Below are 13,001 nucleotides of genomic sequence, written 5' to 3'. Positions count from 1 at the left end.
ACCGAGGCAGCCCGAACCCCGGCGTCCCCGACGCGCCCGGCACCCAGCTGCCGGGGCCGTCCGGCGAACCCGCGTACCGATGCGTGCGCCCGGGTCCCGTCGTGCCCCGGTTCGCACACCCGTCACCGAGCCCGGCCCGGCCCATCGGGGCGCGCTCGGGCCACATCCCTCGAAAGGGAATCGAGCCATGCGTCAACGTCCCTGCCTCGCGGCCCTGGCCGTCGCGACCACCCTGGCCACCGCGTTGATCCCGGCCGCACGGGCGTCGGCATCGCCGGGCGAATCATCCGCTCGACTGGCCCGGCCCGCCGCCGACGGTGGCGGCACGGCCCCCATCGGCGGCGCCGTGCCGGGCCTCACCGGCGCCGCCGCCCGGGCCGCCGCGGGCCCCGTCGCCGAACGCCACGGACGCTCGAAGCTGCAGGCCGCACAGGCACAGGCCGCGCAGGCACAGGCCGCACAGCTGCACACCGACTGGGGCGTCAACATGCCCAGCGCCACCACCCAGGGCCTGCACGCCACCCAGAGCGTCCTGGACACCGGCCCCACCACGACGACCGGCGGCGACTACGTGTACGCGCCGACCGCCCTCCCCGGCGGCGGCGCCTGCATCGAGCTCACCACCGCCTACACCCCGACCGGTCCGTACCTGTGGGCGTGGGACTGGTGCGGCGGCCGCGACGGCGTCGGCAAGCTCACCCCGATGGACGCGACCTTCCTTTCGACCTACACCACCGTGGTCAACGGCCGGCGCGCGTACAGCGTGGACGAGCACCGCACGTCCAGCACCGCCAACACCTGGACCGCGTACCTGTACAACTACGTCACCCATGCCTGGGACACCTACTTCACCAGCTCGGGCACGTACGACCTGCCGCAGTTCAACTTCGGCTGGAACATGTTCGAGATCTACACCTCGGTGGACCCGGCCACCGGCGCCGGCTACTACTGCCAGACCTTCGCCGGACGCGGCTTCGAGAGCAGCGGCCTGCAGGTCTACACCGGCGGCGCCTGGGTCGCGGCCACCGCGGCGAACACCACCACAACCCACCGCACGCCCCCGCCCGGCAGCGCCTACGACTGCCCGGCGCTCACGTTCACCATGGTCACCGCCAACGACCACTGGCTCGCCCAGATCGGCGGCGGCCAGCCGACCACCGGGACCTCGTACGAGGCCGAGGCGTCCGGGAACACGCTCGGCGGGCAGGCCGCCATCCGCTCGTCGTCCGGCGCCTCCGGCGGCGCGCTGGTCGGCTATGTGGGCAACGGCACCGCGAACTTCCTGCGGTTCAACAACGTGACCGCGGCGGCGGCCGGCAGCAAGACCGTGCGGATCTACTACGCATCGGGCGCGGCACGGTCGGTGACACTCACGGTCAACGGCGCGGCCGGAGCGACGGTGAGCACACCGTCAACGGGCGGCTGGGACACCGTCGGGTCGGTCACCGCCACCGTCACGCTCCAGGCCGGCAACAACACCATCCAGCTCGGCAACGCCACCGGCTGGGCCCCCGACATCGACCGCATCGTCGTCTCCTGAGGAAGGAAACATGCTCGCCGCGGCCGCCGCCGTGGGTGGCGGCCGGGCCGGCGCATCGCCGCCGGACAGTGCGTCGAGCAACGCTTGCCATCCTGTGTAGCCTCGACAGGTGACCGAGCAACAACCTTGGGCGATTCGGGTGACGCTCCTGGCCTCCGACGCAGAACTGAGGTCGATAGTCGACCGGATCGGCGCGGCGATCTGCGCGCCACTCGACCATCCCGGACCGTGTGCGAATCCATGGTCGATCATCTCGGCGCCGGTGAACGAAATCGATGAGCCGGAGCGCTCGACGTGGCTGTCGTCCGTCGACGAACTGCTCGAACAACGCCGCGCGGAACAACAGCAGTAACCCGCGGCCGGAGATGACGTCGACCGAGAGGTCGAGGCGGCCGGTCCGCTCGGCCGTTGGCATGGGGCCGTTCGACCAAGCGCCTACCGGAAGGTGAGGCGTGCGGTGTACATGCCCATGACGCAGGAGTAGCGCACCAGCCCCCGGGCACGCACGCCGAGGTCGATGCGGACGTCGCCGTCGGCTGGGAGCACCCACTCGCCGTCGCGCCCGGCGATCACCACGGTGCGGATGCAGCCGGTGGCGTTCCTGGCGCGCAACACCAGCGCCGTGGGCACGCCCGCGCGGACCGTGACGTCGGCCGGGTCGAAGCCGTTCGACCGTACCGTCACGACGACCGTCTGGTGGCCATCCGCGACCGACACCACCGCGCCGCCCACGCTGAGCGGACGGTCCACGGTCGCTCGCGGTACCACCACACCGGCCGCGGCCAGACCGCCGACCGCCGTCCACCCGCCGGCCGCGACGAGCGCCGCACCGGTGACCAGACGCAGCCGGCCCCGCCACGCCGTCACCGCGCGGCGCGCGAACAGCCCCAGCACCCCGAACAGCGGCCAGGTGCCGAGCACGAACACCGCCATGACCGCCGCACCGGCCGCCACGGAGCCGGACGCGGCCGCCAGCGCCTCCACCGCCACCGTCACGCCGCAGGGCACCAGTACGGTCGCGAACCCCGCGCCGGCCGCGGCGGGCACCCCGCTGAGCAGGCCGCGATCGCGCCGGTCATGGCCGCCGAGGCGCCAACCGGCCGGACGCCGTAGCCACGGCATGCCCAACTGCCCCAAGCCGAGCGCCAGTACCAGCGCGCCCACCGCCACCTGCACCGCGCCACGCGTCGACGCCCCGACCGGCAACACGGCCCCGGCCAGGCCCAGCGCCGCCCCCAACGCCGCGTGCGACGCCAGCTTCCCCGCCAGGAAGCCGGCCACCGGGGCCAGGTCCGAGCGCAGCGCCGCCGAATCGCCCGCGTCCTCCCCCGCCGCGCAACCAGCGTGGCGGGTGGCGACCCCGGCGAGCAGGCCACCCTGTACCACCGCGCACGACGTGCCACCCGCGGTCAGCCCGAGCAGCAGTACCGGGGCCAGATCCACGGCCGGCTCCGGGTGTGCGCGGGCTCAGCCGTGCAGTCCGTGCAGGACCTGCCGGCATGCCTCGGCGCACTTGAGTGACGCCTGGGAGCACATCCGGCAGTGCTCGTGATGGTGGGCGTGCTTGGCGCACAGCTCCGCGCTGTGCTCGCAAGCCATCACACACGCCTCCAGCTGCGCGCTGAGCAGCGCGGCGTCGCTGCCGCGGCTGAGCACCCGGCGGGTCGTCGCCACCGTGTCGACGCAGTTCAGGTCGCGGATGATCGCCTCTTGCAGCGCACCGACATCCTCCGCCGCGACCATCGCGGCCGCGCAGGCGGTGACGGCTTCCTCGCATTCCAGCATGGCGTCGATCGCCGCCCCCAGGCGCTCGCTGCTCACCTGGGGCCGGAAGCTGACGGTGAAGGTGTCAAGGAGTTCCCGAGTCTGCGGCATGGCGATCCTCCCGATGCCCGGTGCATGGACCGCACCCACCTACCACGCAACGTTCGCCTCAAACCAGCACCTGCTCCCGCAGCAGGGTCAGCACTCGACCACGATCAGGGCGAGCTCCTCCAGTGCGTCGCGCCGGCTGCGCAGCCGCGCGTCGGGCTCGTCGGATTCCAGCAGCCGCAGGATTCTTCTGCGGGTCTTGACCCATCGGCCGCGGCGCTTCGAGTCCAGGCAGCGGATCAGTTCCCGTTCGGCCTCGTCGAGGACCTTCTCGCCGCCGGCCAGGATGATGTCGACGACGGTCGTCAGCAGGGTGTCGACGTCGTCACCCGCCGGCTCGGCCCGGCGTGCCGCGGCGACCAGCTTCACCAGAAGCCCGGTCAGGCGCTCGGCCGAGGTGTCGGCGCGCAGGACCGTTTCCAGCACGACACGTGCCCGGGCAACGTCGTCCCGCTCCCGCAGGTAGCGAAACGCCGCGTTGGCATGGCCGGCGGCGGCGAGGTCCAGCAGGGCGGCGTACACGGCCGGTCTCGGTTCCTGCGACGCCGCGACGATCTCGTCCAGCCGTTGCCGCACGTCGATGTCGCGCAGCCGCCCGGCGTGGCTTTGCAACAGCGCCTCGGCCTTGCTCCAGTCCTCGGCGGCGAGCCATTCGGCCAGCTCGGCCGGCGGCGGCTCCGGCGCGGGCGTGGCGAGTCCGGCGGCGTGCCGCAGCGCCTCGCGCAGGGCCGGCTCGGCGAACGTGCGGACCGACCCGTCCGGACCGCGCACGATCCAGGCCTCCTGGAGCCCGGCCGGCCCGCGGTGGACGACCGCGAGGCCGTGCCGGTGCGTCGCATCCAGCGTCCACGGGTCCGGCCGGCTCCGGGCGAGCACGACCGGCGAAGAACCGCTCCACCGGTACCGCCGCAGCACAGTGTCGAGGAGCGCGAGCGTACCCGGCTCCGCGACGACCAGGGGCGCGTCGACGGCGCCCGCATGCTCGGCGACGGTCCGCCGGAACGGCCGGGCGGCGGCCGCGGCCGCGCCGAGCACCGTGATGCCACCGTCCAGGTAGGTCCCCGCGGGCAGTCGAAGCGGAAGGCCCCGTAGCGCGGCCCGGTCCGGCGGTACGGCCCGGTCCGGCGACGTGGCCCGGTCCGGCGACGCGGGCCCGCTCACGGGTGTGTCCGTGCCCGGATCGTCCACGCCGCCGAGGTGCACGCCCCCGCTGACCTGACCGGTGTCCACGGCGGCGATGCCGTCGAACGGCCGCACCAGCGATTCGTCGCCGGCCTCGATCACGTCGTTGACGACGTCCCACGGCTCGTCGTCGAACGCGGTGAGCAGGCGCCACGCCCGGCCGCCGAGGGTGACGACGTCGCCGCGCCGCCGCGCCGAATCGACGACGATGTCGCCCTCCGGCAGCAGGACGTCGTCGCCCCAGGCCGCGCGCATCGCCACCGCGAACTCGTCGGGGACCGCGCCCGGCTCGCACGAGGCGAGCACGAGCGGGCCGCCGGCGCCCAGGAGGGACTTGGCCACGGCGGTCACCTGCGTCACGTCGAGGAGCTTCTCGTACTCCCTCCCGGCCGGGTCTCGTACCCCCACCCGGGCATACCGGCCCTGGTGGCGCACCAGCAGGGCGGGGAGATGGCCGTCGGGCAGCAGGGTGCCGGAGGCCGCCGCGGCGAAGTCAGCCCTGGGCAACAGCGCCATCGTCATCCGGCGCTGGTATGACCAGTGGATCAGCAACTCGGCGCCGTCGACCCGCCACACCCCCTGAGCATCCCTGGTGACGGCGGCGGCCCGGGCCGGGTTGCCGGCGGCGGTCGTGCCGATGTGGTAGTGCTCGTCGAGCGCCGGCAGGGACGCGAAGCCGGGCGGCTGATCGAGGAGCCGGGTGGCGGTGACGTCGGTGATCGCGAGGATGGGCTGGTCCGGGTGGGTGAACCGACGCATTCGGACGCGGCCGGCCAGGGCGGCGATCGGGCCGCTGAGCACGCCGGTCGCGTCCGGGAACCCGTGCAGCCCCAGCCATTGGTCGAGGGGCATCGGCTGGCCGGGAACCGCGGGGTCGAGCACCACCCAGAAAGCCGACGGCCCGGAGGCGACCCACAACGCGAGCACGGATGGCACGGTCCGGCCGGTGCCGTTCGGGTCGACCAGCACCTTCGCGGCCGGGATCCCCCACTCGGCCAGCGTCAGAGCCTGCCGGTGGACCTCGGGCACGCCGCCCGTCCCGGCGACGGCCGTGCCGAGTTGCTGGTGCGCCCGCACGGCGATGTCCCACGGCACCGGCGGCACGGCCGGGTCGAACGGGTCCGGCGGGTGCTCGATCGCGGTGAGTATCCGCTCGACGCCGGCGACGTCGCTGTCGAGGCGTTCGACCGCGCCGGCGTAGATCGACCGGACCGCCTCGACCCGCGTCTGCTCCGGGATGTCCTGCCGATCGACGGTCTGCGCGGCGTGCACGACGCCGGCGTTGAACCGCTCGCGCGCGTCGTCCAGCAGGCCGGCGATCGTGGGCCGCAGCGTCGGTGGTGTCCGTTGCCACAGCGCCGGGACCCTTCCGAACGCGGCCGCGACCCGGGCGGTGTGCTCTTCGATGGCGTCGCCGAACGCCTGGTAGGCGGCGTCGCCGTTCTCCCGGTACCAGCGCGCGTCGGGGTAGTACGTCTGGATCCTCGCGTCGATCCAGTCGTCGATCAGGTCGACGTGGTCGAAGCGCTCGAAGATGTCCTCCGACGTCGTGATCCGGCGCAGCTCCACAACGGACAACGGCTCGCCGGCCAGCCGCCCGTGATGTTCGTCGAGCGCGGGCAGGGCGGTGTGGATGGAGAACATGTCCTTGTGCAGGACGAGCAACGAGGGTCCCGGCAGCAACGCGTCGAGCAGGTACTGCTCTGTCGTCCAGTGCTGCCTGGTGTTGGTGAAGTAGTGGCCGAGCAGCCCGCCCGGCCGGTGCGTGATCCAGTTCCCGTCAAGGTCCGGGTGGCTCGCCGAGAACAGGCGGTCGAAGGCGCCGATGATCTCGCGGTGGTACTGCTGCAGGTAGAGCTGAACCCGATACGGCAGCCCGTCGCGGACCACGCCCAGCGGCTGCCTGGACAGCACCGAGACGTACGACTTGACCACGCCAATGCTGCGGTTGTTGTGCATCAGCCACGACCGCAGCGGGTACCCGGCGGCGTGCAGGTACACCAGGGTGAGGTACCCGTCGAGCCCCACCGAGTGCTGTGGCTGCAGGCCGTGGCCGGCCGCCCTCGCCCGGACGGCGGCGCCGAACCGCAAGGCGTCGCCGAGGTGGCTGGTGATCTCGGGACGCTGCCGTGTCGTGGCCACGAAGGCGATGAAGTCGTGCAGCGCGCGCAGCGGGACGCCGCGGTTGAACTGGTTGTACGTGCGCACGTCGGCGAGGTGCCGACCGTGCGGTGGCGCGGCCACCGAGACGGTGCTGGCGTTGCCCTGCTCCGTGATCAAATACTCGCCGCCGCCGAACACATTGCCGAGCGGCACGCCGTCGGCCCGGTCGACCCGGCGTAGCCGGTCCATCGCAGCCCGGCGCGCGGCGAGCGTATCGCGTTTGGACGCAAACAGCCGCTCGGCCGTGAGCAGCCGAAACGGTTGGGTGACCAACTCGTTGATCCACCCCTCGCCGGAGGCGTCGACGACATCGCGGAGGAAGCGGTTGGACATCAGAAGATCGTTGTGCCGCAGATCAGGGCCCTCGACGCCGTATCCGGTCTCGGTCTCGTCGCCGCCGCCGAAGCGGGCCGTCGCGGTGACCTGTTCCAGCTCGTCGGACGGCACCGCGTCCCACGTCGCGGGCGCGCCGAGGAACTGGGGCTCGGCGTTGCGCACGAGGCGCACCCATTCGCCCGGCTCATTGTTCGGGCCGGGCAGCAGGCCGATGTTCGCGCTCCGGCCGTCGAGCACCACCATTCCCCACCGGCCGACCAGCAGCGGGATGTCGTCCAGCTGATCCGCGACGTGCTGGGCCAGCAGCCGTCCGTCCGGCCCGAGGTCGGACGCGGTGCACTGCGGGAGGATCATGGCGTCGCCGGCGCCGGCCCGCAGGTCCTGGACACTGGGCCGGCGGGCCAGCCGGTCGCCGAACGCCGGCCACGACAGCCGCTCCACCAGGAACTGCACCGTGTCACCGGTGGCGTGCCCGGCCGGCATGTACACGACACCCAGCGGGCTGCGCGGCATCGGCGCGATGTCGGCCACCGGATGCCAGGCCACCGAGCCGTCCGCATCGACCTGCCGGACGCGGGCGAACGTCGGCTTGGACAGGTCGATGCGGTCCAGGCGCAGCCGCGACCGCTCGGCCGGGTCCACGAGCGACCGGACGAGGCCGCCGGGCACCTCGATCCGGGAACTGCCGGCGTCCGCCGGTCCGGACGCTTCGGTGGCCGGGTCGGCTGACTCCGTCCGGCCCGGATCGACCGGGTTCGTGGTCGGCAGGGGCGGCTCCGCCGGGCCGGTGCCGAGATCCAGCTCGCGCAGCCCGCTCGGCAGGAACCCGCGCAGCCGGTCCACCCGCCGGCGGACGCGCTGCGGCATGGCGACTCCCGGCGCGCCGTACACCAGCACCGGCCGATCATCCACAGTGGACTCCGCGGTCAGCTCGGCGGGCGGTGCGCCGGCCATCGCCGCGGGCCGCACCCACAGCCCGCGCTCGAAGACCTCGACCACCCAGCCGCCGGCCAGCCGGTAGGTCCCCGGCCGGTCGCCGCGATGCAGACCGAACCGCTTCCTGGCCCGCCGGTCGCCGTCGACGCCGCTCGGCACCACCAGGGCCGACACCGCGAACGGACGCAGGGTCGGCGCACCGGCGCCGTCGCGGTACTCCAGCCGGCCGGCATCGACGACGTCCGTGGCGGCCGGCACCGGGCCGACCGCGACCCCGAGGCGGTCGGCGGCGGCGAGCACCTCGGCCGGCGAGGGCGGCGGGTGCACCGCGCCGGCGTCGATCTCCAGCCGCTCGCGCGGCACGCGGTCCAGGTGGGGCTCCAGGAACTGGTCCAGCTCGTCGGCGCTGAGCAGGTTCTGGTCGAGCACGACCCGGATCCGGCCGTCGTCCGGCAGCGTTGCGACATATGCGAGTACCGCGGGCGCTACCGGCTCGGTCTCGGTCCGGGGCCGGGCCACGATGCCGCGTGCGGTGGGCATGGACGTCAATGGCGGGCACAGGTTCAGCAGTGCATGATCTGCCGGCTCCATGGCTCCCGGACCCTCGTACGACGCGGCACCCCCGCCGCTTGCGAACCTACGGCCGGCGACCGGGTAGGTCGCCAGTCCCCCGTTCTCGCCGCCGCCGTCACCCGGAAGCGGTCGTTTCCCCCGCGGCGCGGGCGGGACGAAGCCTTCGTGCTGGACGTCACAGGTCCTACCGGACCCGGTCGGCGAACCGGCGGCACCGCCGCGTCCGCGAGCCCCCGCGGCGACCGTCGATGCCCTGGTCAAGGCCCGGACCGCCGGCGCCGCGCGGACGGAACGTCGTGGCGCTCGCACCGGTCGGGGGCGTCCCAGGGGCCCGGAAATTGGGACCCCCTGGGCGGGATGTTCGCCTCATCCCCCGGGGGTCCCGCCGACCGTACGGTTCACGCCGTCGGTACCCGCGGATGGGGAGGTCGGAGATGAAAGTACGCGAACCGTGACCGCGGCGCTGGCCGAACGCGCACCGGCCGATCTCGACGGCGCGCTGCGGGAGCTGTACGACGTGCACGCGCCGGTGCTGCTGGCGTACCTGCTGCGGCTGACCGGTGGCGACCGGCACCGGGCCGAGGACATCCTGCAGGACACGCTGATCCGGGCCTGGCGGCACCCGGAGGCCCGGCGGCCGGACGGTTCGTGGAGCCGGGCCTGGCTGTACACGGTGAGTCGCCGCATCGCGATCGACGGGATCCGGGCGGCGCGGACCCGCCCGGCCGAGCTCGGCGACCAACGGCTCGACGACCGGCCCGGCGACGTCGACGTCGAGGAGCGGGTCCTCGACACCAGCGGGGTCCGTGACGCGCTCGCCGCCCTGCCGGGGCGCTTCCAGGAGGTACTGGTCGCCACGTACGTCCACGACCACCCGATCACCGAGGCGGCGGCCCGGCTCGGGGTGCCGCCCGGGACGGTCAAGTCGCGGACGTTCTACGCGCTCAAGGCGCTGCGGGTCGAGCTGCTCGCCCGCGGGTTCGGGCATCCCGAGCAGCCGTGACCGGCGGCATGCGCACGCACCCGCCGCGCCGTCCCGAGGTACCGCGCGTGGCCGTGCACCGCCCGGCCGACGAGGTCCGGGACGTGTCGCCGGGGCCGGCCCGGCTCCCGCGGTCGTTGCCGGGACTGACCGACGTCGTCCTGGCGCCGTCCCGCGACGGCGGTCTGACCACCTCCGGCGGCTCCGGTCCGGGCCTCACCGCGGCCGGGCTCGCCGACCTGCTCCGCTCCCGCGGCTCGGGCGGCCACGACGTGCGGATCGTCGCCGCCGACGGCGCCCGGCACCGCACCTTGCTGGCCGCGGTCGCGCGGATCCTGGACCGGGACGTGTACGTCACCCCGCTCGGCGCCGACGTCCGGGTCCTCGCGGCGCGCGGCGCGACGCCCGGCACCGAGGAGTACGTCGCCGTCGACCGGGTCACCCGCCGGCGGGCCGCGTGGCAGGTCATCCCGCCCGGCCCGGCGGCGCGCCCGTCCTGGTTCGCGGTCGCCGACGGCGCGGTCCGGCCGCGGTGGGGGATGGTGTCCGTACCGCTGCCGGAGGGCCTGTGCCTGGCGACCCGGGCCGACTTCGCCGCCTGGCGGGCGCTCGCGGCCCGGCTGGCGCCCGGGCATCCGCGCCTGGTCACGATCGGGGTCGGGGTCGACGGCGGTGACCTGGTCGTCGGCGGCTACGACGGTTCCGCGGCGCGGCGCGGCGGCGAGCGGCTCGCCGCCGACCTGGCGAGCCTGTGGCTGTACGGCGGCGACGTCCGCATGTGGCTGACCTGGCCCGACGAGCCGGTGGAGCGGCGGCGGCTGCGGGACAACCTGTCCCAGCTGGCGCACAGCACCGGCGCGGTGGTGTGGGCCCCGGCCGCCGGCCGCCGGATCGAGGTCGCCGGCGACTGTGGCGATCTCGTCGTCACCGGCGGCGGCGACGGGGCCTGGCAGGCGTTCCGGCCCGGGCACGACGGCCCGGCCCGGTTCGAGGCGGATCGCGACGGCCGGCTCGTGCCCGCCGGCGGGTTCGTCGTGCGCCGATACCGGGGCGTCGCCGCCGTGTCGGTGCCCCAGTCGCGGTCCCCGCGGCTGTCCGGCGCGTACCCGAGGGTCCGCCCGCGGCGCGGGCTCGCGGTCGCCGACCTGGCGGTGCTCGACGACGGGCGGCTGGCCGGGCTGTGCACCGACGGCGTCGCTGTCGCGCTCGGCGGGGCGCGGCTGCGCCGCCTGCTCGGCGACCCGGCCGCCTCGGGTCCCGGCGCCGCGATCGCGCTGCTGGCCACGCCGTTGCCCGAGCAACTGGAGGGGCTGCGGCGGTACCTGCGCGGCGCGGCGCCCGGATGCGCGGTGTTCGTGCCCGAGCCCGGCAGCGGAATCGTGATCGCCGACGATGCTCCGCGAGTGGTACGCGCGGACGGCCCGGCCCGCTGGGAGCGGCTGGACGACGGCGATCCCCGCGGCGGCGATCCCGGCTGGGAGAGCCGCGACGGCTGGCTCGTGCCGCGGCGGCGCTCCGACGTGTCCAAGCCCGAGCCCGGCCCGGTCGATCCGCCCGCGGCCGAATGGCCGGAGGGCCCGTTCATCGGGCCGCGGCTGGAGGAGGCCGACCGGGACGGGCGCGGGCACGGCCTGCCGTGGCTGCGCGAGCGGCCGCAGATCAACGCGGCCCCGTTCGAGCTGTACCTGCCCAGCGTCCAGGACCCGCAGCGGGTGCTGGAGCGCGGGTTGGCCAACCCGTGGCTGTTCCTCGTCGGGCATCTCGACCCGGGGCTGCTCGCCCACGAGATCCGCCAGGGGTACCTGCTGCAGGTCTCGGTCGAGCGGCACGGCGCGGTCGACGTCCCGGCCAGCGACGCCATCGCCCCCGGCGACGCAGCGGCGCGGGCGGCGCGGCTGGGCGCGTACCTGCTCCCGGCGGCCTGGCTGGAGCGGACCCGGGTGGTGTCGGTGTTGCGGGTCGCCGGTGGTGAGCTCGTGGCCCGGGAGCCGGTGGCGGACGGCCGGCTGCGGACCCGGTGTTCCGGTGCCGGGCACGGCGTCGCCGGGCTGCCGGAGGAGGCGACGGCGTGGCCGCAGACCCGGCTGCGGCGGTACCGCACCGGCTACGCGCTGCTGCCCGTCGCCGGCCCGACCCCGGCCTGGCTCACGCTGCACCGCCGGCCGCCGGCGCCGCAGGACGGGTTCCGGCTGGCGACGCTGCGGGTTCGCGCCGGCACGGCGATCGACGTCGCCGCGACGGCCGAGCGTCTCGCTGCGCTGCCCGCGGTCCACGCCGCCGCCGATCGCCTCGTCGGCCGCGGCACCGCGCTGGTCCTGCCGTGGCGCTCGTACCGCGCGACGCCGCTCGTCGCCCTCGCCGAGGTCCGTGGCAGCCGCTGGCGGCGCGTGTCGCGGGGCGCGGCCCGGACGCTGACCGCGCACCTGCCGGCCGGCGGGACCGCGCCACCGTCACGGGCGTGACCGCCCTGCAACGAGACCCTACGAACCAGGAGCCACCGTCATGCCAGTGACCTCCGGGCCGTACGCCCAGATCGCGCTCGCCGCCTCCGCCCTGCTGCTGGTGGCCGTCGCGGTGCTGCAGGTCGCGCTCGTCGTGCAGAGCCGCCGCGCCAACCGGGAACCGTCGCACCGGCGGCGGCGCATTCCGCTGGCCGCCGCCGAGGCGTTCGTCGCGACCGCACGGGCCGCCCGGACGCCGCCGTCCGCCGAGCTCACGGCGCTGCTGCCGGCTACCCGCACCCCGGTCGCGCTCGCCGCGCGGCCGGCCGGCGACGGCCCGGACGACGTCGTCGACGACGGGCCGGAGCGCTTCGGCGAGGTCGGTGGTGCGATCGTGCGGGCCGTGGTCGCGGCCGGGCCGATGCTGCTCGACGTCAGCCTCGTGGGCGTCCGGCCGGGCCGGGGCGCGGCGCCGTTCCGCTGGGCCGGGCGGGCCGCGGACGGGCCGGGCGGGCCCGGCGTCGTCGTGCTCGGCGAGCACCCGCGGCTCGGCGCTCTGGTCGTCGACCTGGCCCGCGCGCCGGACGTCGTCACCGTCACCGGCTCCCCCGCCGAACGCCTCGCCTACGCCCGGCAGCTCGCCCGCCAGCTCGTCGCCGGCGGCGCGGCCGTGACGGCCGGCCAGGACGTCCTCGGACCGGGCGCCGGCCGCCCGGCCCACGCCCGGTCCGCGACGTCGGCCGTCGTGTTCCGCACCGGGCCGGGCGGCCCGCCCGAGCCACCGTCCCCGGACGCGACGATCCTCGTCGGTGACCTGCCCCGGGCCCGCTGGTCGATCGACGCCCGCTCGCGCTGAGCAGCGTCAGCGGACCTCGAACTCGTAGAGGGAGTGGCCGTAGCCGTTGGCCCGCACCGTGCCGTAGACGGTGACCGGCCCCTGCTGAGCCGGCGCGGCGCCGCGGCGACCGTTACGGCG

General features: G+C 75.2%; 8 protein-coding genes. 5 read left to right on the top strand and 3 right to left on the bottom strand.

Annotation, left to right across the window (positions count from 1 at the left end):
• Positions 1–187: 187 nt before the first annotated feature.
• Both ACQPY0_RS23045 and ACQPY0_RS23040 read left to right on the top strand, forming a co-directional pair.
• Positions 188–1,540: a carbohydrate-binding protein gene (locus tag ACQPY0_RS23045; RefSeq protein WP_432992213.1), complete on the top strand. Its 1,353-nt coding sequence runs from the start codon at positions 188–190 to the stop codon at positions 1,538–1,540.
• A gap of 109 nt (positions 1,541–1,649) precedes the next feature.
• Complete coding sequence (locus tag ACQPY0_RS23040; protein WP_432992210.1) at positions 1,650–1,892, top strand: hypothetical protein; 243 nt, start codon at positions 1,650–1,652, stop codon at positions 1,890–1,892.
• An 83-nt stretch (positions 1,893–1,975) separates the two neighbouring features.
• On the opposite strand, the gene ACQPY0_RS23035 is transcribed toward ACQPY0_RS23040, so the two are convergent.
• The 3 genes from ACQPY0_RS23035 to ACQPY0_RS23025 form a co-directional block, all read right to left on the bottom strand.
• Positions 1,976–2,983: an urease accessory protein UreH domain-containing protein gene (locus tag ACQPY0_RS23035; protein WP_432992207.1), complete on the bottom strand. Its 1,008-nt coding sequence runs from the start codon at positions 2,981–2,983 to the stop codon at positions 1,976–1,978.
• A gap of 24 nt (positions 2,984–3,007) precedes the next feature.
• A complete protein-coding gene (locus ACQPY0_RS23030) occupies positions 3,008–3,415 on the bottom strand; it encodes a four-helix bundle copper-binding protein (protein WP_432992204.1) in 408 nt (135 codons plus the stop codon).
• Between the two features lie 87 nt (positions 3,416–3,502).
• Entirely contained in the window at positions 3,503–8,569 is a 5,067-nt protein-coding gene (locus ACQPY0_RS23025; RefSeq protein ID WP_432992201.1) for a hypothetical protein, read from the bottom strand.
• Between the two features lie 484 nt (positions 8,570–9,053).
• Here ACQPY0_RS23025 and ACQPY0_RS23020 point away from each other — a divergent pair, with 484 nt between their 5' ends.
• From ACQPY0_RS23020 to ACQPY0_RS23010, 3 genes are read left to right on the top strand one after another with little or no spacing between them, the layout of a single operon-like run.
• Positions 9,054–9,605: a sigma-70 family RNA polymerase sigma factor gene (locus ACQPY0_RS23020; RefSeq protein WP_432992198.1), complete on the top strand. Its 552-nt coding sequence runs from the start codon at positions 9,054–9,056 to the stop codon at positions 9,603–9,605.
• Between the two features lie 47 nt (positions 9,606–9,652).
• Positions 9,653–12,046 (top strand): hypothetical protein, encoded by a 2,394-nt coding sequence (locus ACQPY0_RS23015; protein ID WP_432992195.1) that lies wholly within the window; start codon positions 9,653–9,655, stop codon positions 12,044–12,046.
• A 40-nt stretch (positions 12,047–12,086) separates the two neighbouring features.
• Positions 12,087–12,881, top strand: a complete 795-nt coding sequence (locus ACQPY0_RS23010) for a hypothetical protein (protein WP_432992192.1) — start codon at positions 12,087–12,089, stop codon at positions 12,879–12,881.
• Positions 12,882–13,001 lie beyond the last annotated feature (120 nt).

The organism is Dactylosporangium sp. CA-233914 (assembly GCF_050942935.1).
GTDB lineage: Bacteria > Actinomycetota > Actinomycetes > Mycobacteriales > Micromonosporaceae > Dactylosporangium.
This window is presented reverse-complemented; position numbering and strand designations above follow the sequence as displayed.